Here is a 23,555-nt window from a genome sequence, read left to right as displayed (position 1 = left end):
ACAGTGTGACCCTAATTGTCCCATAACGGAACTCCATGACCAACTACAGCCTGCGCGCACGCATGATGATTCTGATCCTGGCCCCGACCGTCCTGATAGGTTTGTTGCTCAGTATCTTTTTTGTTGTGCATCGCTATAACGACTTGCAGCGTCAACTGGAAGATGCTGGTGCCAGCATCATTGAACCACTCGCGGTCTCCAGCGAATATGGCATGAACCTGCAAAACAGGGAATCCATCGGCCAGCTTATCAGCGTGCTGCATCGTCGCCATTCCGATATCGTGCGGGCAATTTCTGTTTATGACGAAAATAACCGACTTTTCGTCACCTCTAATTTTCATCTCGATCCGTCTGAAATGCAGTTGGCGACCGGTTCACCGTTTCCCCGTAAGCTGAGCGTCACCCGGCACGGGGATATCATGATCCTGCGAACCCCTATTATATCGGAAAGCTATTCACCGGATGAATCCGCCGTAAGCGACGCCAAAAACACCAAAAATATGCTGGGGTATGTGGCGCTTGAGCTGGACCTTAAGTCCGTACGATTGCAGCAGTACAAAGAGATCTTTATCTCCAGCGTAATGATGCTGTTTTGTATTGGTATCGCGTTAATTTTCGGCTGGCGTCTTATGCGCGACGTGACCGGCCCGATTCGCAATATGGTGAATACCGTTGACCGAATACGTAGAGGACAGCTCGACAGCCGCGTGGAAGGTTTCATGCTGGGCGAGCTGGATATGCTTAAAAATGGCATCAACTCGATGGCGATGTCTCTCGCGGCTTACCATGAAGAGATGCAGCACAACATCGATCAGGCCACCTCTGACCTGCGCGAAACGCTAGAGCAGATGGAAATTCAGAACGTCGAGCTGGATCTGGCGAAGAAACGCGCCCAGGAAGCGGCACGTATTAAGTCTGAGTTTCTGGCAAACATGTCCCACGAGCTGCGAACACCGCTGAATGGCGTGATTGGCTTCACCCGTCTGACGCTAAAAACCGAACTCAACACCACACAGCGCGATCACCTGAATACCATTGAACGCTCAGCTAACAATCTGCTGGCCATCATCAATGATGTACTCGACTTCTCCAAACTTGAGGCGGGCAAGCTGATTCTGGAAAGCATTCCGTTCCCGCTGCGCAGCACGCTGGATGATGTCGTCACACTGTTAGCACATTCATCCCATGATAAAGGGCTTGAGCTGACGCTGAATATTAAGAATGACGTACCGGACAACGTCATCGGTGACCCGTTGCGTTTACAGCAGGTGATCACCAATCTGGTCGGCAATGCCATCAAATTTACCGAAGGCGGCAACATCGACATCCTGGTCGAGAAGCGAGCCCTTAGTAACACGAAAGTGCAAATTGAAGTACAAATCCGCGATACCGGGATCGGTATTCCTGAGCGCGATCAATCCCGTCTGTTCCAGGCCTTCCGCCAGGCGGATGCCAGTATTTCCCGGCGTCATGGCGGAACCGGGCTAGGCCTGGTCATTACGCAAAAACTGGTCAACGAAATGGGTGGGGATATCTCCTTTCACAGCCAGCCGAACCGGGGCTCCACGTTCTGGTTCCATATCAGCCTCGATCTTAACCCTAATGTTCTCGTTGACCGCTCAACCACGCTCTGCCTGGCCGGTAAACGACTGGCCTACGTCGAACCTAACGCCACCGCCGCACAATGCACGTTAGATATATTGAGTGAAACACCGCTGGAGGTGATTTACAGCCCTTCATTCTCCGGGCTGCCGAAGGATCACTACGATATTCTGCTGCTCGGCATTCCGGTCACTTTACGCGAACCGCTCACCATGCAGCATGAGCGGCTGGCAAGCGCAGCGGCGATGACCGACTTTTTGTTACTGGCCCTCCCTTGCCATGCGCAGATTAACGCCGAGAAGTTAAAACAGGGCGGCGCGGCGGCGTGTCTGTTGAAACCTCTCACCTCAACCCGCTTACTGCCTGCGCTGACAGAGTATTGTCAGCTGAACCACAGCGCGGATCCGCTGCTGTTAGACGAGAGCAAAATCGCGATGACCGTCATGGCGGTAGACGACAACCCGGCGAACCTCAAGCTGATTGGCGCATTGCTGGAAGATAAGGTACAGCACGTCGTGCTCTGCGACAGCGGGCATCAGGCGGTGGATCGCGCCAGACAAATGCAATTTGATCTGATCCTGATGGATATTCAGATGCCTGATATGGACGGCATTCGCGCTTGTGAACTTATCCACCAGCTTCCTCATCAACAGCAGACACCTGTCATTGCGGTCACCGCACACGCCATGGCCGGGCAGAAAGAGAAGCTGCTCAGCGCCGGGATGAACGATTACCTGGCGAAGCCTATCGAGGAAGATAAGCTACATAATTTGCTGTTACGTTACAAACCGGGTGCAAGCACATCGCTGCGGGCACTCACCGCAGAACCTCTTGAGCCAGTCGTCAATCCGAACACGACACTCGACTGGCAACTGGCATTAAGGCAAGCCGCGGGTAAGAACGATTTGGCGCGGGATATGCTGCAAATGCTGATCGATTTTCTGCCTGAGGTGCGTAACAAAATCGAAGAGCAACTGGTCGGAGAGAACCCCGAAGGGCTAGTGGATATGATTCACAAGCTGCACGGCAGTTGCGGTTATAGTGGTGTCCCACGCATGAAAAACCTGTGTCAGCTCATTGAACAACAGCTACGCAGTGGAACCAAAGAAGAAGAGCTGGAACCTGAGTTTTTAGAGCTTCTGGATGAGATGGACAACGTTGCACGCGAAGCGAAGAAGTTGTTAGGGTAATATTCGCCGGATGCGGCGTAAACGCCTTATCCGGCCTACAGGTTTCACTGTTTACCGTAGAGCCGATAAGCGTCGTGCATCGGTCAGTAAACGCCTTCTCCGGCCTACAGGTTTCGCTGTTTACCGTAGGCCCGATAAGCGTCGCGCATCGGGCACATCGCCGCATGCGGCTAACAACTCAGCGCAATTGCTGCCCTGCTTTAAGCGTTGCAGCCACGTTTCGCGCCGTCATTCGTACGTTGTCGCTCGCGTTCTTTAGCGCCTCATCCAGGGTACAAATGGTATAGATGACGCTGAAAACCGCATCCAGCCCATGCTCATGGACCACACCGACATCGGCCGTCAGGCTACCTGCGATACCGATAACCGGCTTGTTGTAACGCTTTGCGACCTTCGCTACGCCAACCGGAACCTTACCGTGAATAGTCTGACTATCAATGCGCCCTTCACCCGTGACCACTAAATCCGCATCCGCAACGCAGGCATCAAGGTGTAACGCATCGGTCACTATCTCAATACCGCAGCGTAACTGTGCGCCGCAAAACGCATACAGCGCCGCCCCCATACCACCAGCCGCACCACCACCGGCCAGATCCAGCACGTTGACGTCCAGATCGCGGGCAATGAGTTGCGCATAGTGCGTGAGCGCCCGATCCAGGCGGGTAATCATCTCCGGCGTCGCCCCTTTTTGCGGACCAAAAACCGCAGATGCGCCCTTTTTTCCAGTCAACGGGTTGGTCACATCGCAAGCAACTTCAATACGGCACCCGGCAAGACGGCTGTCTAACTGAGAAATATCAATCCGGGACAGAGATTCCAGACCGATTCCGCCTTGCGCAATTTCGTTATTTTGCGCATCCAGCAGTTTTGCTCCCAGCGCTTGCACCATCCCGGCACCGCCATCATTGGTGGCGCTACCGCCAATCCCAATGATGATATGTTCAACGCCAGCGTCCAGCGCATGACGGATTAACTCCCCGGTTCCCCAGGATGTCGTTTTCAGCGGATCGCGTAACCCCACAGGAACCTGTTCCAGTCCGCTGGCGGCCGCCATTTCGATAAACGCCGAGCGCTCATCACCAGATAAACCATAAAATGCCTGAATTGTGTTGCCCAAAGGGCCGGTAACATCAACATGCACAAGGTGACCTTGCGTTGCGGCAACCATCGCTTCGACCGTTCCTTCACCGCCATCTGCAACCGGAATCTTCACGTAATCCGCATCGGGCCAGATCTCACGAAACCCCTGCTCTATAGCCGTTGCCACCTCAAGCGCACTCAAACTTTCCTTATAGGAATCTGGTGCGATTACTATTTTCATAAAGCATCCTTACGCATGTTGACTATGTTAAGCATACACCAGGAGCAAAACCGCTCACTCTATAGGAGCGGTCCTGGATCACTTAGCGAACCATGCACGGACGCTTATTATCAAACGTCCAGTTCTGGATAAGATACTGCATACCCATCGCATCATCACGCGCACCCAGTCCATGTTGCTGGTACAGTTCATGCGCTTTCATGACCTGATCCATATCCAGCTCCACGCCCAGACCCGGTTTTGCCGGAACCTGCACCATGCCGCCTTTGATTTCAAACGGCTCTTTGGTCAAGCGCTGATTGCCTTCCTGCCAGATCCAGTGGGTATCGATAGCGGTTATTTTACCCGGAGCCGCCGCCGCAACATGCGTAAACATCGCCAGCGAAATATCAAAGTGGTTGTTAGAGTGCGATCCCCAGGTCAGCCCGAACTCATGGCACATCTGCGCCACACGGACAGAACCCTGCATGGTCCAGAAGTGCGGGTCCGCCAGTGGGATATCAACAGACTGCAACGACAGCGTATGCCCCATCTGACGCCAGTCGGTGGCGATCATGTTGGTGGCGGTCGGCAGACCGGTGGCGCGACGGAATTCCGCCATCACTTCACGACCTGAGAAGCCCTGCTCGGCACCGCACGGATCTTCCGCATAGGCCAGAGAACCCTTCAGATATTTGCCGATCTTAATCGCTTCATTTAGCGACCACGCGCCGTTCGGATCCAGCGTGACGCGGGCCTGCGGGAAGCGCTTCGCCAGCGCAACGATAGATTCTGCTTCCTCTTCCCCGGCCAGCACGCCGCCTTTCAGTTTAAAATCATTAAAACCATACTTCTCATATGCGGCTTCCGCCAGGCGCACTACCGCATCCGGGGTCATCGCTTCTTCATGACGCAGACGATACCAGTCGCATTTCTCATCCGGCTGACTCTGGTACGGCAGCGGCGTTGCCTTACGGTTACCCACAAAGAACAGGTAACCCAACATTTCAACTTCGCTACGCTGCTGGCCATCCCCCAGCAAAGAGGCGACGTTTACGCCCAAATGCTGACCTAACAGATCCAACATGGCCGCTTCGATCCCAGTAACCACATGAATAGTGGTACGTAAATCGAAGGTCTGCAAACCGCGACCGCCCGCATCACGATCGGCAAAAGTATTGCGTACCGCATTCAGCACGTTTTTGTATTCACCTAACGTTTTACCTACCACCAACGGGATCGCATCTTCCAGCGTTTTGCGGATTTTTTCGCCGCCGGGAATTTCACCCACGCCGGTATGACCGGAGTTATCTTTAATAATCACAATATTGCGCGTGAAGAACGGAGCATGTGCGCCGCTCAGGTTCATCAGCATGCTGTCATGACCCGCAACCGGAATAACCTGCATAGAGGTAACCAATGGGGTAGAAAATTGTGCGCTCATAATTAAGTCCTTATTCAAAATTAGTGGCGGCCGAAAACGGGACGTTTACGGTCAAAAGTCCATCCGGGGATCAGATACTGCATTGGGCCTGCGTCATTACGCGCGCCACCGGGCAGCGCCTTATAGGCTTCATGCGCTTTCTGTACCTGATCCCAGTCCAGTTCCACGCCCAGACCGGGCGCATCGGGTACCGCAATTTTTCCGTTTTTAATCTCCAGCGGTTTTTTGGTCAGGCGGCAATCACCCTCCTGCCAGATCCAGTGGGTATCGATAGCCGTTGGATTACCCGGTGCAGCAGCGCCGACGTGGGTAAACATTGCCAGGGAAATATCAAAATGATTGTTAGAATGGCAGCCCCAGGTCAGGCCCCAGTCATCGCATAACTGTGCCACGCGTACCGCGCCAGAAAGGGTCCAGAAGTGCGGATCGGCCAGCGGAATATCTACTGAGTTCAGCATCACCGCATGGCCCATTTCACGCCAGTTGGTGGCTATCATGTTCGTTGCTACCGGCAGACCGGTTGCACGGCGGAACTCGGCCATCACTTCGCGGCCAGAAAAACCCTGTTCAGCGCCGCATGGATCTTCGGCGTAGGTCAGAACATCGTTCAGCCCTTTACACAGGGAGATGGCTTCATCCAGCAGCCAGGCACCGTTGGGATCAACCGTAATACGTGCATCCGGGAAGCATTTTTTCAGCGCGCGAGCGGTGTCGATTTCCTGTTCGCCAGGCAGTACACCGCCCTTGAGTTTGAAATCTTTAAAGCCGTAGCGATCCTGCGAAGCCTGAGCCAGACGTACCACCGCCTCACTATTCATCGCTTGCTGATGACGCAGGTGATACCACTCATGGTTTCCCGGCGTGCTTTCCAGATACGGTAAATCGGTCTTTGTGCGATCGCCCACGTAGAACAGATAGCCGAGTACGGTGACCGCATCGCGCTGCTTGCCCGGCCCTAACAGTTCACAAACCGGCACGTTCAGCGCCTTACCCAGCAGGTCGAGCAATGCGGCTTCCAGCGCCGCTACCGCATTGACCCGTAGTTCAAAGGTCCAGGCGCCTTTGCCAAAGGTGTCAAAATCAGCGGCCTGGTTGCCTTTATGCACCTGCTGCACCACCTTATTCAGGCGCGCGACTTCCTGGCCCAACACCTGCGGAATCGCATCCACCAGCGTCTGATAAATCACTTCGCCACCTGGCGCTTCACCGACACCGGTGTTTCCGGCATTATCGGTGAGCACCACGATATTACGAGTAAAGTATGCGTTATGCGCGCCGCCAATATTGAGCAGCATGCTGTCATGACCGGCCACCGGGATGACCTTCATATCGGTAATAACGGGACTCGATTGTGTTGTCATCATCATTGTCCTGCGACAGGTTTCAATTCGATACGTTTAATATCGCCCACCAGCACTAGGTAGCTCACCACCGCAATCAGCGCATGTACCCCGACGTAAATCAACGCGCCGTTAAACGAGCCGGTGGTCCCTACGATGTAGCCGATAGCAATTGGCGTGACGATGCCGGAGATGTTGCCAAACATGTTGAACAAACCGCCGCTCAGACCGCTGATCTCTTTAGGTGCAGTATCAGCCATCACCGCCCATCCCAGCGCACCGATACCTTTGCCGAAGAAGGCCAGCGCCATAAAGCCGATGATCATCCACTCCACATTGACGTAGTTACAGAACACCATCACCATCGACAGCAGCATACCGAGTACGATTGGCGTTTTACGGGCGATATTCAGCGAACCGGTACGGCGCATCAACCAGTCGGAAATAATGCCGCCGAGCACGCCGCCGGCGAATCCGCAAATGGCCGGAACCGAAGCAACAAAGCCAGCTTTCAAAATCGACATACCGCGAGCCTGCACCAGATAAACCGGGAACCAGGTGATAAAGAAGTAGGTCAGCGCGTTAATGCAGTACTGGCCGATGTAAATCCCGATCATCATCCGTGAACCCAGTAGCTGTTTGATTTGCCCCCACTTCACGCTAAACGGCACTTTAGTTTTGGCTGCCGCCTGATCCATGTTGATCAGCGCCCCACCTTCGGCAATGTACTCCAGCTCTTTTTGGTTTACGCCCGGGTGCTGGTTCGGTTCATGAATCACCTTCAGCCAGACGAAGCTGATAATGATCCCGAGGCCGCCCATAAAAAAGAACACATGCGACCAGCCCACTTCATGGGTCAGCCAACCCATGATTGGCGCGAAGATAACGGTGGCAAAGTATTGCGCAGAGTTAAAGATAGCGACCGCCGTGCCCCTTTCCTGTGCCGGGAACCACGCCGCCACAATACGACTGTTGCCGGGGAAGGAGGGCGCTTCAGCTAAACCGACGAGGAAACGCAGAGTAAACAGCGCAACGATAATGCCGAAACCACTGAAGATATCGACAAAACCCTGCAACAGGGTAAACATGGACCAAATAAAGATGGACCAGAAATAAACGCGTTTTGAACCAAAGCGGTCGAGCAACCAGCCGCCAGGAATCTGGCCGATAACATAGGCCCATGAGAAAGCGGAGAATACATACCCCATCCCTACCGCATCCAGACCAATGTCTTTGGCCATCTCCGAACCGGCAATGGATAAGGTGGCGCGATCGCCGTAGTTGAAGGATGTGACGATAAACAGCATCACCACTATCCAGTAGCGAGCGTTAGTGCGTTTTTCCGCGCTGCTCGCCGCCTGACTTAATGAACTCATTGTTGCACTCCTGAATCCTGGCTTTCGCCAGTTCATTCTGTACAGCACCTGTAGGGTGATCAGAATGAGAGGTTAGTGTGTGGCAGTGTTGGTACAGCTCAGGGCCGTTTTATTCTGACTCGCTGCCATTCCGGGAACTGACGGGAAAAGTATATGAAGGAGTGCCACTTGCCCTCACCGTGCATGAACACAACATTAGGGAGGCAGTGAGAAGTTGTTTGGGGCATAAGCCCAAAGTAGTGGAAGTTAGTTCACGTAATTGGGGTTTTATTGCCGGGTGGCGGCTTCGCCTGGCCCGGCTTGCGGTTCAAATGGGGGTTGCAGCCCGTACGAGCGAGGGAGTTATTTAAGCAAGGTTCCCCAGTTTTCTACCCAGGGATTGGATTCGCTTTCCGGTTCAGGATGCTCGCTGGCATCAATCAGCAGCATTTCTCCTACACGGTGGGCGCTTTGTTCCTGCAACAAGGCATCGAACTGTTTGCCGCCATTGCAGAAATTAACGTAGCTACTGTCGCCCAGCCCAATTACCCCGTAATGCAGATTTGGCTGGAAACCGAGATTATCTTTGATCCCTTGAAACAGCGGCACGATGCTATCCGGCAGATCGCCCTGCCCGGTCGTGGAAGTCACCACCAGTACATATTTATCCTGATATGCCTGCCAGTCGCTAAGCTCCGGATCTTCGAACACCGTAGCTTTATGACCCTGCGCCGTCAAAATAGCTTCGGCCTCTTCGGCAACCAGCAGCGCGTTTCCGTACATCGTGCCGACAAAAATTCCAATTTCCGCCATAACCGTAATCTCCTGGGACTTAAGAATCTATCTGCTCATCCTGACCTGACAGCCCGCTGAACTCAACCCTTTCATTCTCAGGGAGAAGTCCACGCCAGCCAAACTGTGATAACGCCTGCATCCAGACGTCATCCAGTCCGGCGCGAATAACCAGCGGTTCGCCGGTGAAAGGATGGGTCAGCGCAAGCTGGCTGGCATGCAGCATCAATCTCTGGCAACCGAAATGCTCCGCGGCGCTGCGGTTTTGCCGCAAATCACCATGCTTGCTGTCGCCGATAATCGGATGGCGCAAGTGCGCCAGATGGCGTCTGAGCTGGTGCTTGCGACCGGTTTTAGGGTCCAGCTCCACCAGCCCGTAACGGGTAGTCGGATAACGCCCGGTCGCTACCGGCATTTCTACCGTTGCCAGGCCACGATAATGGGTGACAGCAGGCTGCGGGCCTTTATCATCGCGGGCAAACTTATCGGCAATCTTATCCAGCTCTTCGACCAGCGGGTAATCCAGCACGGCATCATCCATCAGCCAGCCACGCACAATCGCATGATAGCGTTTCTGAATTTGATGATGTTCAAACTGCTGGGACAGTAAACGCCCGGCTTCGCTGGACAGTCCCATCAGCAGCACGCCGGAGGTTGGTCTGTCGAGTCGATGGGCGGTAAATACGTGCTGACCAATTTGGTCGCGCACCGTTTGCATCACCACCACTTTCTCATCCCGGTCGAGCCAACTGCGGTGAACCAACCAGCCCGAAGGTTTATTGACGGCGACCAGCCATTCGTCCTGATAAAGAATTTCCAGCATCAGGCGTTATCACTTGTAAACAGCGCATCCAACTCCTGCAATGCAGCCAGGAGAATGTCGCGTTGCGGGTGATCGGCTGCCAGCGCCATTTCGTAATACGGTGCGACGGCAAAAGCCTGCGGAAGCGGCTGCGCGTTATCAATCAACGTATGCATGCGGGGAATCAACACCCACTGCAGCCACTCGACCGGCTCCATGGTATCCATACAAAAAGGCTGCGTACTGGTAAACAGATGCTCTGCTGGCTCATCCATCCGCCAGTGATGATGTTCACGCAGTAGCGCTTCAAGTGCGTGCAACTGCTGGCGCACACGGTCATGAGTCGTCATGAAATTAACCTCAATGATGAAAAAATCTGGCGCGAAGAATAGCACTAGTGGAGGGAAATAAAAAAAGGGAGCACTGTAAAAACAGTGCTCCCGGTTCGTTTCGCAGCATTCCAGCTACTTTTAGTGCTCCCTGCTCATCCGTGACAACTTTTCCTGTGGTCTTGCGACCGTGTTCATCCTGAACTTTTGCATCCTGCTCACATCACCCCGATGTGAAAACTTCATCCTGAAGTATCCTGGCCATCCAGACCCGCCGAACATCCTGACCGGCTCTCATTCTCCATCCTGGAGGTGTCCTTTAACGCATCCAGCGTCTTCCTCTTTGCTTCGTCCTGAAGCCTGTCCTTGCAACACCGTCCTGGTGTGTCCTGGCGAAGAGCCATCATCCTGATGTTCTCTTCGTTGTGCGACTCCTTGTCGACAGATATAGAATCGCCTGTTTCGCTTTGTCTTACAAGATGCTTACAGGCTTACTCTTACGATTATTTTCGTATGAAAGTTGACAATAAAACACTAACCAGTTGAATAATAATAAATTATTATTTTATCAATTCATTAAGTCTTTACTTATCACCTGGCAATGTCCTACAGGGCTTGTAAGAGATCTCTCACAAGATTCAGGGCAAACTGGATTACAGAACTGGCTTAAGTTGAATGAGGAATTCCGCAAGTGAGGCCGCCAGCACCGTTCGTTTACGGGTGCCCAGCGTTTCTTTGCACACTTCACCGGACAGATTGCACACCGAAATGACGTCAAGCTCATTATCTTGTGTGGCAATAAAAAGCGTAGGCGAAAGCTTAAGTCGCTTTTGCGTAACCAGATGACCAATCAGGTTTTCCTGAACGCGCCTGAAGTCATCTTCACTCCAGGTTTGCAGCAGCGTCAGCTTTTCATCCGCAAACTGCGCGTGCATATCCCCGGCAAACTGGGTGGTGTAAAAAGCGTGAACGGCAGGTTGTACCACAATATCAAAGGCCCGTTCAACCGCATTGAGGTTATTTTCGCCGACAAAAGGTTGAGGCCGCCAAAATACGGCATCGTCTGTGGAAGAAATGATACACGGAGAAGGTACGCCATACAGCTCTTCGCTGAGCGGCCAACTGTTGTTTTTTTCATGCCATGCGTCGCAATAACGCGTCGTAAAGGCTATCAACGCCTGCGCTGTCAATTCGTCCACTGATTTCTCTCTTCACAAAAGCCAGGATACACTTGTCGCATAGTGTATCTGGTTTATGACGGTGAAACATGTCCTCTTATGAAAATCATCAGGCGCTTAACGGCCTGACTCTTGGTAAATCAACGGATTACCGAGACAATTACGATGCAAGTCTGTTGCAGGGCGTTCCGCGCAGCCTGAATCGCGACCCGCTGGATTTAAAGGCCGATAACTTGCCTTTTCACGGTGCGGATATCTGGACGCTATATGAACTGTCGTGGCTGAATGCCAACGGCTTACCGCAAGTCGCGGTCGGTCACGTGGAACTGGATTACACCAGCGTAAATCTGATTGAGTCGAAAAGCTTTAAGCTTTACCTGAACAGTTTTAACCAGACGCGTTTTGATTCCTGGGACGCGGTACGCCAGACACTGGAAAACGATCTTCGCGCCTGCGCTCAAGGTGATGTCAGCGTGGCGCTGTACCGCCTTGACGAACTGGAAGGGCAGCCGATAGCCCACTTTAATGGGACCTGTATCGACAATCAGGATATCGTCATCGACAACTACCAGTTCAGCACTGCGTATCTGGAAAATGCCGTGAGCGGTGAAAAAGCAGTGGAAGAGACGCTGGTCAGCCACCTGCTGAAATCCAACTGTCTGATTACCCATCAACCCGACTGGGGCTCCATACAAATTCAGTATCGTGGACGGAAAATCGACAGAGAGAAGCTGCTGCGTTATCTGGTCTCCTTCCGCCACCATAATGAATTTCATGAGCAGTGCGTGGAACGTATTTTCAATGACATTCTGCGCTTCTGCCAGCCAGAGAAACTGAGCGTCTACGCACGCTACACGCGACGTGGCGGCCTGGACATTAACCCATGGCGCACCAACACCGATTTCACTCCGGCAACCGGTCGTCTGGTACGTCAGTAATCTTTTTTCTCAATTTTGCGTGTCGGATTCCGCGCGCAAGGTTGTGAAAGGTCATAAGCCAGGGCTATTGTAATCAATAGGGAATGACGTGTTGCGTCCCATAAGGAGTTTACTTGATTACACATATTAGCCCGCTTGGCTCAATGGACATGTTGTCGCAGCTGGAAGTCGATATGCTTAAACGCACGGCCAGCAGCGACCTGTATCAACTGTTTCGTAACTGTTCGCTTGCCGTTCTGAACTCCGGCAGTTTGACCGACAACAGCAAAGAACTGCTGTCACGCTTTGAAAGTTTCGATATTAACGTACTGCGCCGCGAACGGGGCGTGAAGCTGGAACTGATCAACCCACCTGAAGATGCGTTTGTTGACGGACGCATTATTCGTGCGCTACAGGCAAACCTGTTTGCCGTGCTGCGTGACATTCTGTTCGTCAATGGTCAGATCCATAACGCTGGTCGTTTTCAGCATCTGGATCTCGAAAGCTCGGTGCATATTACCAACCTCGTATTCTCGATCCTGCGTAATGCACGGGCGCTGCACGTTGGTGAAGCGCCGAACATGGTCGTCTGCTGGGGCGGTCACTCAATCAACGAGAATGAATACCTGTACGCCCGTCGCGTCGGCACCCAACTGGGCCTGCGCGAACTAAACATCTGTACCGGCTGCGGTCCAGGGGCGATGGAAGCGCCAATGAAAGGCGCTGCGGTCGGCCACGCCCAGCAGCGATACAAAGACAGCCGCTTTATTGGCATGACCGAACCGTCAATCATCGCCGCTGAACCGCCTAACCCGCTGGTAAACGAACTGATCATCATGCCGGACATTGAAAAACGTCTGGAAGCGTTCGTGCGTATCGCCCACGGTATTATCATCTTCCCGGGTGGCGTAGGGACAGCAGAAGAGCTGCTGTATCTGCTGGGGATCCTGATGAATCCTGCCAACAAAGATCAGGTTCTACCGCTGATCCTGACCGGACCAAAAGAGAGTGCGGATTACTTCCGCGTGCTGGACGAATTTATCGTGCACACGCTGGGGGAAGATGCGCGTCGCCACTATCGCATCATCATTGACGATGCGGCAGAAGTGGCGCGTCTGATGAAAAAAGCGATGCCGCTGGTGAAAGAAAACCGTCGCGACACAGGAGATGCTTACAGCTTTAACTGGTCGATTCGTATCGCGCCCGATCTGCAGATGCCGTTCGAGCCGTCCCATGAAAACATGGCCAACCTGAAGCTGTACCCGGATCAACCCGTTGAAGTATTGGCCGCCGATTTACGGCGTGCATTCTCCGGTATTGTGGCAGGTAACGTGAAGGAAGTCGGGATCCGCGCTATTGAAGAGTTTGGCCCGTACAAAATCCACGGTGACCGCGAAATGATGCGCCGCATGGACGATCTCCTGCAGGGCTTTGTTGCACAACATCGTATGAAGTTACCGGGCACTGCGTATATCCCTTGTTACGAGATCTGCGCCTAACCTTCAACACCCGCTAGCAGCGCTATAGCGGTGACAGTTTTGTCCATATCAAAGCCGGGTTTGGCGCACTTGCCTCCCGGCTTTTTTTAGTGATACCAGTCACATAGCTCCGACAATCATATAAATGCCAGTGATGATTCATAAAAAACAGCGAGCTACGCAAACGATTACCTTGAAAAACCAACCGTGATTTATCTTAGAAAATTATTATTAGTCGCCGAAATCATCTAAAAACAACAGTTTTTACAGCTGAACACGCCTATCTTCGCGCCTTCGCTTTCATGAGATATGTCGTTAATGTTAGCCTTCGCGCCCGTAAATTCGCTTTGACTATTTTTTAACAGATTAATGGCCCAAATTTATCCACATAAAAGGTGGATTATTGCATTTGGGATCCCGATCACTGATACATTCATTACTAAAATGTATCTTTCCGCCCGAAAATTATTACGGCGAAAAATTATATAAAAATCGCTCAACGAATTTCGATTTACAGTCGGGTACTTTCTCATTGGATTGACCCCAAACCCGACTTTTTAAGCTTCCTCCAGGAGAAATAGATGGAAAACACTCAAACCAGCACTATCGTTACGGGCCAGACCCGCAGCGCATGGCGCAAAACAGACACCATGTGGATGCTGGGCCTTTACGGCACGGCGATTGGGGCGGGTGTATTGTTCCTGCCGATTAACGCAGGCGTAGGCGGTATGATCCCGCTGATCATCATGGCGATCCTTGCCTTCCCAATGACCTTCTTTGCACACCGTGGCCTGACTCGCTTTGTGCTGTCCGGTAAAAATCCGGGTGAAGACATCACCGAAGTTGTAGAAGAACACTTTGGTGTTGGTGCAGGTAAACTGATTACCCTGCTCTACTTCTTCGCTATCTACCCGATTCTGTTGGTTTACAGCGTAGCCATCACCAACACGGTTGAAAGCTTCCTGACCCACCAGCTGGCGATTACGCCGCCGCCGCGCGCAATCCTGTCACTGATCCTGATTGTCGGTATGATGACCATCGTGCGCTTCGGTGAGCAGATGATCGTTAAGGCGATGAGCATCCTGGTATTCCCGTTCGTTGCGGCGCTGATGCTGCTGGCGCTGTACCTGATCCCTCAGTGGAGCGGTGCGATTCTGGAAACCATGTCTTTTGACTCTGCGGCAACCACCGGCAACGGCCTGCTGTTGACCCTGTGGCTGGCAATTCCGGTAATGGTGTTCTCCTTCAACCACTCCCCGATCATCTCCTCCTTCGCCGTGGCGAAGCGTGAAGAGTACGGTGATGAAGCAGAGAAAAAATGCTCCAAGATTCTGGCATTCGCTCACATCATGATGGTACTGACCGTTATGTTCTTCGTCTTCAGCTGCGTATTCAGCCTGACTCCGGCAGACCTGGCAGCAGCGAAAGAGCAGAACATCTCGATTCTGTCTTACCTGGCGAACCACTTTAACGCGCCGATTATTGCCTGGATGGCACCGATCATCGCGATTATCGCTATCACCAAATCCTTCCTGGGCCACTACCTGGGCGCACGTGAAGGCTTCAATGGTATGGTGATTAAGTCTCTGCGCGGCAAAGGCAAATCCATCGAAATCAACAAACTGAACAAAATCACTGCGCTGTTCATGCTGGTAACCACCTGGATTGTGGCGACGCTGAACCCAAGCATCCTCGGCATGATTGAGACCCTGGGTGGCCCAATCATCGCGATGATTCTGTTCCTGATGCCGATGTATGCCATTCAGAAAGTACCGGCAATGCGTAAGTACAGCGGCCATATCAGCAACGTCTTCGTTGTGATTATGGGCCTGATCGCTATCTCCGCTATTTTCTACTCTCTGTTCAGTTAATTCCCCTGCGCCGCTCCTCGGGGCGGCGCACCTCGATACACAATGGACGCCTCATGATTAGCGTATTCGATATTTTCAAAATCGGCATTGGCCCTTCCAGCTCCCACACTGTTGGCCCGATGAAAGCAGGCAAACAATTCACGGATGACCTGATTGCACGCGGAATTCTCACTGACGTAACCCGCGTAGTGGTTGATGTCTATGGCTCTTTATCTCTGACGGGGAAAGGTCACCATACCGACATCGCGATTATTATGGGCCTGGCGGGTAATCTGCCGGATACCGTAGACATTGATGCCATTCCGTCCTTTATCCAGGATGTGAATACTCATGGGCGTTTGCTGCTGGCAGACGGTCAACATGAGGTCGAGTTCCCGGTCGATAAGTGCATGAATTTCCATGCGGACAATCTGTCCCTGCACGAAAACGGGATGCGCATTACCGCACTGGCGGGCGAAAAGGCCATTTACAGCCAGACTTACTATTCCATTGCGGTGGGTTCATCGTTGATGAAGAACATTTTGGTTTACCGAACAACTCTCCGGTAAACGTGCCATATCCGTATAAATCCGCAGCTGATTTGCAACGTCATTGCCAGGAAACCGGCCTGTCGCTTTCCGGTCTGATGATGCAAAACGAACTGGCGCTGCACAGCAAAGAAGAGCTGGAACAGCACTTTGCTAACGTCTGGGAAGTGATGCGTAGCGGGATTGAACGCGGCATCACCACCGAAGGTGTATTGCCGGGCAAACTGCGCGTTCCGCGTCGTGCTGCTGCGCTGCGTCGCATGCTGGTCAGCAGCGACAAAACCACCACCGACCCGATGGCGGTTGTTGACTGGATCAACATGTTCGCGCTGGCCGTGAACGAAGAAAACGCAGCCGGTGGACGCGTGGTGACGGCACCAACCAACGGTGCATGCGGGATTGTTCCTGCCGTACTGGCGTATTACGACAAGTTTATCCGTGAAGTGAACGCTAACTCGCTGGCACGCTACATGCTGGTCGCGAGCGCCATTGGTTCACTGTACAAGATGAACGCCTCTATCTCTGGTGCCGAAGTCGGCTGTCAGGGTGAAGTTGGCGTCGCCTGCTCCATGGCAGCGGCTGGTCTGGCTGAACTGCTGGGCGGTAGCCCAATGCAGGTATGCATCGCGGCAGAAATCGGTATGGAACACAACCTGGGTCTGACCTGCGACCCGGTTGCCGGCCAGGTTCAGGTACCGTGCATTGAGCGTAATGCCATTGCTTCGGTTAAAGCGGTGAACGCTGCACGTATGGCGCTGCGCCGTACCAGTGAACCACGCGTGTGCCTCGATAAAGTTATCGAGACCATGTACGAAACCGGTAAAGACATGAATGCCAAATACCGCGAAACCTCTCGTGGTGGTCTGGCGATGAAGATTGTCACCTGCGATTAATTCTCAGCACATTTTCGTATCTGTAGGCCGGATAAGGCGCTCGCCGTATCCGGCTTTTATTGCCTGCTGGCGCTTCGCTTATCAGGCTTTCGGATAGCGCTCTTTCGCAATGCTCGTCTCCACTCGTCGTGAATGTTACCCTACAGACTAATTTGTTAGGGAGAACACCGTGGCCGTCCACCTGCTCATTGTTGATGCACTGAATCTCATCCGCCGTATTCACGCCGTACAGGGCTCCCCCTGCGTGGAGACATGCCAGCACGCGCTCGATCAGCTGATTGTGCACAGTCAACCCACGCACGCCGTGGCGGTATTTGATGACGAAGCGCGTAACAGCGGCTGGCGTCACCAACGGTTACCTGACTACAAAGCCGGTCGCCCGCCGATGCCTGACGATTTACACCAGGAAATGTCCGCCTTACGCGCCGCTTTTGAACAGCGCGGCGTCTGCTGCTGGGTATCCAGCGGGAATGAAGCCGATGATTTAGCCGCCACTCTGGCGGTGAAAGTTAGCCAGGCGGGACACCAGGCGACTATCGTCTCAACCGATAAAGGCTACTGTCAGCTACTCTCCCCAACGCTGCGGATTCGCGATTATTTCCAGAAACGCTGGCTGGATGCGCCGTTTATCGAGAAAGAGTTCGGCGTACTGCCGCAACAACTGCCAGATTATTGGGGACTGGCCGGGATCAGCAGTTCTAAAATACCGGGGGTTGCCGGTATTGGTCCTAAAAGCGCCACACAACTGCTGGCACAGTTTCCAACGCTGGAGGCGCTGTATGAACATCTGGATGACGTACCGGAGAAATGGCGCAAGAAACTCGAAGAACATCGGGAGATGGCGTTTTTGTGCCGCGATATCGCGCGGCTGCAAACGGACTTGCATATCGACGGAAACCTACAGCAGCTACGGCTGGCGCGGTAGTCTTATTTCCGGATGGCGCTGCGCTTATCCGGCCTACTTATCGTACAACCCTGTAGGCCGGATAAGCGCCAGGTGATTACCAGGCAGTATGGTACAGCTCAACGATATCCCCAAGGCTCGCTTCACGCGGATTTCCCCCGGTACAAACATCGTCAAATGCGGCTTGCGCCAGCGCAGGAATATCCTCTTTACGGACGCCAACATCGCGTAGATGCAGTGGGATACCTACATCGCGATTAAGGGCGAAGACGGCATCCACCGCCGCTTTGCGTGCATCTGCCAGCGTCAGTCCTTCAACCTTAACCCCCATTGCCCGGGCGATATCGCGGAATTTTTCCCCGGTGAATTCGGCGTTATAGTGCATCACGTGCGGCAGCAAAATGGCATTCGCGACGCCGTGCGGCGTGTTGTAGAACGCGCCTAACGGGTGTGCCATACCATGCACTAATCCCAGACCTACGTTGGAGAAACCCATCCCGGCAACGTACTGGCCCAGAGCCATCGCTTCCCCCGCCTGGCTGTCGCCCGCAACGGAACCGCGTAATGACCCGGCAATAATTTCGATGGCTTTAATGTGCAGCGCATCGGTAAGCGCCCACGCAGCCCGCGTGATGTAGCCTTCAATGGCATGAGTCAGTGCATCTACGCCAGTAGCCGCTTTTAATGCAGCAGGCATGCCGTCCATCATGTCAGCATCAATGAACGCCACCTGCGGGATGTCATGTGGATCGACACAAACAAACTTACGCCGATTCTCTTCGTCAGTGATCACGTAGTTAATGGTCACTTCCGCCGCCGTTCCCGCAGTGGTTGGGATAGCCATAACTGGCACGCTCGGGAAGCGTGTCGGCGATAACCCTTCAAGGCTGCGTACATCCGCAAACTCTGGGTTATTGTTAATAATGCCAATCGCTTTACAGGTATCCTGCGGGGAGCCTCCACCAATGGCGACCAGATAGTCTGCGCCGCTTTGCTGAAAGACACTCAATCCTTCCTGCACTACCGCAATGGTTGGATTAGGAATAACGCCTGAATAGATTTCCCATGCCAGACCTGCAGCATCCATTCGGGAAGTCACCTTCTCAACAACGCCGCACTGCACCAGATTTTTATCAGTAACAATCAACGCTTTGCGATAACCACGACGAATAACTTCATCGGTTAATACGCCAACAGCGCCCCGGCCAAACCATGCCGTTTCGTTCAGAATCATTCTGTTCGCCATCGTTTTATCTCCTATTCCTCAATACGCAATCCGTATGTTTTGAATTTTTCCAGCACAATAGCGATAGCCTCATCACCCAGTACCGGAACCGGATCGGTAATCGCCAGCGTGCTGAGATAAAGCTGCGCCAGCACTTCCACTTCATGCGCTAACCACAGGGCTTTTTCCAGATTTTCTTCGCAGGCGATCAGCCCATGATGCTGCAACAGCGTTGCTTTTCGGTTTTTCAGCGCTACCGCAACGTGCTCGGAAAGCTCACGCGTGCCAAACGTCGCATATGGCGCACAGGGAATTGAGTTACCGCCAGCCGCCGCAATCATGTAATGGATTGCCGGGATTGGCCGGTTGAGAATAGAAACAGCAGTACAATGCACGGCATGATTATGGACCACCGCCTGAGCATCGGGACGCGTCTGATAAGCGGCCATATGGAACCGCCACTCGCTGGAAGGTAATTTCCCTTCTTCGTGCTGCCCCTCAGCATTGATGTACACTATGTGGGATTCGGTGAGTTTGTCATAGGGAATACCCGTCGGGGTAATTAACATCCCGTCCTGGTAACGCACACTTACATTACCCGCAGTCCCCTGATTCAGCCCCAGACGGGTCATTTCCAGGCAGGTATTGATAATCTGCCGTGCCAGCGTATTTCGTTCCATTACTTACCTCTCTCAGTGAGTCAAAATGCGACAACAGAACATTGCTAATACCTCGACGCTCTGTTGATTTAAGCGGGTATTTGCTAACTATCATCATGCTGAATAAAGAGAAGGGAATTTTTAGCACTGGATTTTGTGATGTTCATCAACTAATAACGATGAATAAAAACATGCAAGCATAATATTACAATTGCAAAATGTCCGTTCTTAATAAAACCATTGTAAAACGGTCATTTGCGAATAAATTGTTACCATTGCCCGTTTTCCACTTAACTAATTAATTCGGGCATTATCCCTGTGGCTTTTTAATTTATTTTCCTCAAACGGTCATTGTTTTAAAGAAATTAAAGTGATGATAATCACATAAACCCACACCCTGAGCATAAATGTGACCACCATCATATTAATGGCCGGTTTTTATTTGAAAATGAATTCATGAGTTCATTCATGAAGGCCAATTTTATCTGGCAGGTTACCGGAACTCACCTGGATTAGCAGGTTGGTAAAAATCACCAATCGTACTCTTAAGCTGTTGAACATGCTTATGAACTGATGAGGATGCTATGGGAAACACATCAATACAAACACAAAGTTTTCATGCGGTAGAGCGGGGGCAGACAAAAAATTATGTCATTCCCTTCGCGTTACTCTGTTCACTGTTTTTTCTTTGGGCGGTTGCCAATAATCTTAATGACATTTTATTACCACAATTTCAGCAAGCATTTACATTAACAAACTTTCAGGCTGGTCTGATTCAATCTGCTTTTTATTTTGGTTATTTCGTCATTCCAATCCCAGCCGGGATCCTGATGAAAAAACTAAGTTATAAAGCAGGAATTATTACCGGATTATTCTTATATGCCATCGGTGCAGCATTATTCTGGCCAGCGGCTGAGGTAATGAATTACACCTTATTCCTGATTGGCCTATTTATTATTGCGGCGGGCTTAGGTTGTCTGGAAACGGCTGCCAACCCTTTTGTAACCGTACTGGGCCCGGAAAGCGGTGGTCACTTCCGATTAAATCTCGCGCAAACTTTTAACTCATTTGGTGCCATTATTGCGGTTGTTTTTGGGCAAAGTCTTATTTTGTCTAATGTGCCACATCAATCTCAAGACGTACTCGATAAGATGGCGCCAGAACAGCTAAGCGCCTACAAGCACAGCCTGGTGTTATCGGTTCAAACCCCTTATATGATCATCGTCGCGGTCGTTTTGCTGGTCGCCCTGCTGATCATGTTTACCAAGTTTCCGACCCTGCAAAGTGACGATCACAGTGACAACGCTCAGAGTTCATTCTCCGCGTCCCTTTCCCGCCTGGTGCGCATTCGCCACTGGCGTTGGGCGGTACTGGCGCAGTTCTGCTACGTCGGTGCACAAACTGCCTGCTGGAGCTACCTGATTCGCTACGCAATCGAAGAGATCCCAGGCATGACGCCAGGTTTCGCCGCCAACTACCTGACCGGCACCATGGTGTGCTTCTTTATCGGTCGTTTCTCCGGCACCTGGCTTATCAGTCGCTTTGCGCCGCATAAAGTACTGGCCGCATATGCCCTGCTTGCCATGATCCTGTGCCTGATTTCCGCCTTCACCGGTGGCCAGATCGGCCTGCTGGCCCTGACGTTGTGCAGCGCATTTATGTCGATTCAGTACCCAACCATTTTTTCTCTGGGGATCAAAAATCTGGGACAAGACACCAAATATGGCTCGTCTTTTATCGTCATGACCATCATTGGCGGCGGCATTGTGACCCCGGTGATGGGCTTTGTCAGCGATGCCGCTGGCAATATCCCGACCGCTGAACTGGTCCCGGCGCTTTGCTTCGCCATCATCTTTATTTTTGCCCGCTTCCGTTCACAAACGGCAGCCAACTGAATATTTATCCGAATAACGTGAGGAATCTGTGATGAAAAAAATCAGCTTACCAAAAATTGGTATTCGCCCGGTTATTGACGGACGTCGTATGGGTGTACGTGAGTCGCTCGAAGAGCAAACCATGAATATGGCTAAAGCTACCGCAGCGCTTATCACTGAAAAACTTCGTCATGCCTGCGGCGCACAAATTGAATGTGTGATTGCCGATACCTGTATCGCCGGCATGGCAGAATCCGCGGCCTGTGAAGAAAAATTCAGCAGCCAGAATGTTGGCGTGACGATTACAGTTACCCCATGTTGGTGCTACGGCAGTGAAACCATCGACATGGATCCGATGCGCCCGAAAGCGATCTGGGGCTTCAACGGCACGGAACGTCCGGGGGCGGTTTACCTGGCCGCCGCACTGGCAGCTCACAGCCAAAAAGGCCTTCCTGCCTTCTCCATCTATGGTCATGACGTACAGGATGCAGACGACACATCTATCCCTGCCGATGTTGAAGAAAAACTGCTGCGCTTTGCCCGTGCCGGTTTAGCGGTTGCCAGTATGAAAGGGAAAAGCTACCTGTCTGTCGGTGGAGTATCAATGGGCATCGCCGGTTCTATCGTCGACCATAACTTCTTTGAATCCTGGCTGGGTATGAAGGTGCAGGCGGTTGATATGACCGAGCTGCGTCGTCGCATTGACCAGAAAATCTATGATGAAACCGAGCTGGAAATGGCGCTGGCGTGGGCGGACAAAAACTTCCGCTACGGCGAAGATCAGAACGCACAACAATATAAGCGTAACGCAGAACAAAGCCGCGCGGTGCTGAAAGAAAGTCTGCTGATGGCTATGTGCATTCGCGACATGATGCAGGGTAACAAAAAGCTGGCAGACAAAGGTCTGGTCGAAGAATCCCTGGGCTATAACGCGATCGCCGCAGGCTTCCAGGGCCAGCGTCACTGGACCGATCAATACCCAAATGGCGATACCGCCGAAGCGTTGCTCAACAGCTCCTTTGACTGGAATGGCGTTCGTGAACCGTTCGTTGTCGCGACAGAAAACGACAGCCTGAACGGCGTGGCGATGCTGTTCGGCCATCAACTCACCGGCACGGCCCAGGTCTTTGCCGATGTGCGCACCTACTGGTCGCCAGAGGCGGTTGAACGCGTCACGGGTAAACCACTGACCGGTCTTGCTGAGCACGGCATTATTCACTTGATTAACTCCGGTTCTGCGGCACTGGACGGTTCCTGCAAACAGCGCGACAGCGAAGGTAAACCGACCATGAAACCACACTGGGAAATCTCGCAGAAAGAGGCGGATGAATGCCTGGCGGCAACCGAATGGTGCCCGGCTATACACGAATACTTCCGCGGGGGCGGTTACTCATCTCGCTTCCTGACTGAAGGCGGTGTGCCGTTCACCATGAGCCGTATCAACATCATCAAAGGGTTGGGGCCGGTGCTGCAAATCGCGGAAGGCTGGAGCGTGGAGCTGCCGAAAGATATGCACGACCAGCTTGATGCGCGTACCAACTCCACATGGCCAACCACCTGGTTTGCTCCGCGCTTAACCGGCAAGGGCCCGTTCAGCGACGTCTATTCCGTCATGGCTAACTGGGGTGCTAACCACGGGGTGCTGACGATTGGTCACGTAGGTGCGGACTTTATCACTCTGGCTGCCATGCTGCGTATCCCGGTGTGCATGCACAACGTGGAAGACGAGAAAATTTATCGTCCTTCCTCCTGGGCCGCCCACGGTATGGATACGGAAGGTCAGGATTACCGCGCTTGTCAGAACTACGGTCCGCTGTATAAGCGTTAAACATCGAGCGATTGCCTGATGGCGGCGCGGCCTACGAAGCACACGGT

At 52.6% G+C, this 23,555-nt stretch carries 17 protein-coding genes and 1 pseudogene; 8 read left to right on the top strand and 10 right to left on the bottom strand.

Annotated features, from left to right (window positions below; all coding sequences use genetic code 11):
• Positions 1–35 precede the first annotated feature (35 nt).
• The gene (gene barA, locus IB222_RS04710; protein ID WP_126317476.1) at positions 36–2,792 is read left to right on the top strand and encodes a two-component sensor histidine kinase BarA; all 2,757 of its coding nucleotides are present in this window, start codon (positions 36–38) and stop codon (positions 2,790–2,792) included.
• A 178-nt stretch (positions 2,793–2,970) separates the two neighbouring features.
• Here the strand turns inward: barA and IB222_RS04705 are convergent, their stop codons facing one another.
• The 8 genes from IB222_RS04705 to syd form a co-directional block, all read right to left on the bottom strand.
• Positions 2,971–4,113 (bottom strand): glycerate kinase, encoded by a 1,143-nt coding sequence (locus IB222_RS04705; RefSeq protein ID WP_149384701.1) that lies wholly within the window; start codon positions 4,111–4,113, stop codon positions 2,971–2,973.
• An 82-nt stretch (positions 4,114–4,195) separates the two neighbouring features.
• Positions 4,196–5,536, bottom strand: coding sequence for a glucarate dehydratase (gudD, locus tag IB222_RS04700; protein WP_149384702.1), 1,341 nt, complete (start codon positions 5,534–5,536; stop codon positions 4,196–4,198).
• A gap of 20 nt (positions 5,537–5,556) precedes the next feature.
• Complete coding sequence (locus IB222_RS04695) at positions 5,557–6,897, bottom strand: enolase C-terminal domain-like protein (RefSeq protein WP_126317473.1); 1,341 nt, start codon at positions 6,895–6,897, stop codon at positions 5,557–5,559.
• A gap of 2 nt (positions 6,898–6,899) precedes the next feature.
• Positions 6,900–8,252 (bottom strand): galactarate/glucarate/glycerate transporter GudP, encoded by a 1,353-nt coding sequence (gene gudP / locus IB222_RS04690; RefSeq protein ID WP_003825678.1) that lies wholly within the window; start codon positions 8,250–8,252, stop codon positions 6,900–6,902.
• Positions 8,253–8,594: 342 nt separating this feature from the next.
• On the bottom strand, positions 8,595–9,044 hold the full coding sequence (locus IB222_RS04685) for a flavodoxin (protein WP_003825676.1): 450 nt from the start codon (positions 9,042–9,044) through the stop codon (positions 8,595–8,597).
• Between the two features lie 19 nt (positions 9,045–9,063).
• Positions 9,064–9,846, bottom strand: coding sequence for a tRNA pseudouridine(65) synthase TruC (gene truC, locus IB222_RS04680; RefSeq protein ID WP_003825671.1), 783 nt, complete (start codon positions 9,844–9,846; stop codon positions 9,064–9,066).
• Complete coding sequence (locus tag IB222_RS04675; protein WP_003825670.1) at positions 9,846–10,175, bottom strand: YqcC family protein; 330 nt, start codon at positions 10,173–10,175, stop codon at positions 9,846–9,848. Before IB222_RS04675 ends, truC begins: the two co-directional genes overlap by 1 nt.
• A 632-nt stretch (positions 10,176–10,807) precedes the next feature.
• Positions 10,808–11,353 carry a SecY-interacting protein gene (syd, locus tag IB222_RS04670; RefSeq protein WP_149384703.1) on the bottom strand — a complete coding sequence of 182 codons (546 nt, stop codon included), beginning with the start codon at positions 11,351–11,353 and terminating at the stop codon, positions 10,808–10,810.
• 68 nt (positions 11,354–11,421) lie between these two features.
• Here syd and queF point away from each other — a divergent pair, with 68 nt between their 5' ends.
• The 5 genes and pseudogenes from queF (at position 11,422) to xni (ending at position 17,943) form a co-directional block, all read left to right on the top strand.
• A complete protein-coding gene (queF, locus tag IB222_RS04665) occupies positions 11,422–12,270 on the top strand; it encodes an NADPH-dependent 7-cyano-7-deazaguanine reductase QueF (RefSeq protein ID WP_003825665.1) in 849 nt (282 codons plus the stop codon).
• Between the two features lie 113 nt (positions 12,271–12,383).
• Complete coding sequence (ppnN, locus tag IB222_RS04660; RefSeq protein WP_003034076.1) at positions 12,384–13,748, top strand: nucleotide 5'-monophosphate nucleosidase PpnN; 1,365 nt, start codon at positions 12,384–12,386, stop codon at positions 13,746–13,748.
• Positions 13,749–14,308: 560 nt separating this feature from the next.
• Positions 14,309–15,598 (top strand): HAAAP family serine/threonine permease, encoded by a 1,290-nt coding sequence (locus tag IB222_RS04655; RefSeq protein ID WP_003034073.1) that lies wholly within the window; start codon positions 14,309–14,311, stop codon positions 15,596–15,598.
• Between the two features lie 53 nt (positions 15,599–15,651).
• A pseudogene (locus IB222_RS04650) lies at positions 15,652–17,018 on the top strand (L-serine ammonia-lyase).
• A 169-nt stretch (positions 17,019–17,187) separates the two neighbouring features.
• Positions 17,188–17,943 (top strand): flap endonuclease Xni, encoded by a 756-nt coding sequence (gene xni, locus IB222_RS04645; protein WP_063940943.1) that lies wholly within the window; start codon positions 17,188–17,190, stop codon positions 17,941–17,943.
• A 76-nt stretch (positions 17,944–18,019) separates the two neighbouring features.
• Here the strand turns inward: xni and fucO are convergent, their stop codons facing one another.
• The gene (gene fucO / locus IB222_RS04640; RefSeq protein ID WP_149384704.1) at positions 18,020–19,168 is read right to left on the bottom strand and encodes a lactaldehyde reductase; all 1,149 of its coding nucleotides are present in this window, start codon (positions 19,166–19,168) and stop codon (positions 18,020–18,022) included.
• A gap of 11 nt (positions 19,169–19,179) precedes the next feature.
• Positions 19,180–19,827, bottom strand: a complete 648-nt coding sequence (fucA, locus tag IB222_RS04635) for an L-fuculose-phosphate aldolase (RefSeq protein ID WP_149384705.1) — start codon at positions 19,825–19,827, stop codon at positions 19,180–19,182.
• A gap of 563 nt (positions 19,828–20,390) precedes the next feature.
• On the opposite strand from fucA, the gene fucP reads away from it, so the two are divergent.
• Together fucP and fucI are read left to right on the top strand one after the other, a co-directional pair.
• Complete coding sequence (gene fucP / locus IB222_RS04630) at positions 20,391–21,701, top strand: L-fucose:H+ symporter permease (protein WP_008785696.1); 1,311 nt, start codon at positions 20,391–20,393, stop codon at positions 21,699–21,701.
• A gap of 31 nt (positions 21,702–21,732) precedes the next feature.
• Positions 21,733–23,508, top strand: a complete 1,776-nt coding sequence (gene fucI, locus IB222_RS04625; RefSeq protein WP_003825648.1) for an L-fucose isomerase — start codon at positions 21,733–21,735, stop codon at positions 23,506–23,508.
• Positions 23,509–23,555 lie beyond the last annotated feature (47 nt).

Origin of the sequence: Citrobacter sp. C13, from assembly GCF_014596815.2 — a bacterium.
Taxonomy (GTDB): Bacteria; Pseudomonadota; Gammaproteobacteria; order Enterobacterales; family Enterobacteriaceae; genus Citrobacter; species Citrobacter portucalensis.
The sequence above is the reverse complement of the archived record's forward strand: the minus strand, read 5'-3'. Positions and strand labels throughout refer to the sequence as shown.

Excerpts from the sequence above, each read along its gene's own strand:
- barA (WP_126317476.1), top strand. The coding sequence starts at position 36 with ATGACCAACTACAGCCTGCGCGCACGCATGATGATTCTGATCCTGGCC.
- IB222_RS04705 (WP_149384701.1), bottom strand. The coding sequence starts at position 4,113 with ATGAAAATAGTAATCGCACCAGATTCCTATAAGGAAAGTTTGAGTGCG.
- gudD (WP_149384702.1), bottom strand. The coding sequence starts at position 5,536 with ATGAGCGCACAATTTTCTACCCCATTGGTTACCTCTATGCAGGTTATT.
- IB222_RS04695 (WP_126317473.1), bottom strand. The coding sequence starts at position 6,897 with ATGACAACACAATCGAGTCCCGTTATTACCGATATGAAGGTCATCCCG.
- gudP (WP_003825678.1), bottom strand. The coding sequence starts at position 8,252 with ATGAGTTCATTAAGTCAGGCGGCGAGCAGCGCGGAAAAACGCACTAAC.
- IB222_RS04685 (WP_003825676.1), bottom strand. The coding sequence starts at position 9,044 with ATGGCGGAAATTGGAATTTTTGTCGGCACGATGTACGGAAACGCGCTG.
- truC (WP_003825671.1), bottom strand. The coding sequence starts at position 9,846 with ATGCTGGAAATTCTTTATCAGGACGAATGGCTGGTCGCCGTCAATAAA.
- IB222_RS04675 (WP_003825670.1), bottom strand. The coding sequence starts at position 10,175 with ATGACGACTCATGACCGTGTGCGCCAGCAGTTGCACGCACTTGAAGCG.
- queF (WP_003825665.1), top strand. The coding sequence starts at position 11,422 with ATGTCCTCTTATGAAAATCATCAGGCGCTTAACGGCCTGACTCTTGGT.
- IB222_RS04655 (WP_003034073.1), top strand. The coding sequence starts at position 14,309 with ATGGAAAACACTCAAACCAGCACTATCGTTACGGGCCAGACCCGCAGC.
- fucO (WP_149384704.1), bottom strand. The coding sequence starts at position 19,168 with ATGGCGAACAGAATGATTCTGAACGAAACGGCATGGTTTGGCCGGGGC.
- fucA (WP_149384705.1), bottom strand. The coding sequence starts at position 19,827 with ATGGAACGAAATACGCTGGCACGGCAGATTATCAATACCTGCCTGGAA.
- fucP (WP_008785696.1), top strand. The coding sequence starts at position 20,391 with ATGGGAAACACATCAATACAAACACAAAGTTTTCATGCGGTAGAGCGG.
- fucI (WP_003825648.1), top strand. The coding sequence starts at position 21,733 with ATGAAAAAAATCAGCTTACCAAAAATTGGTATTCGCCCGGTTATTGAC.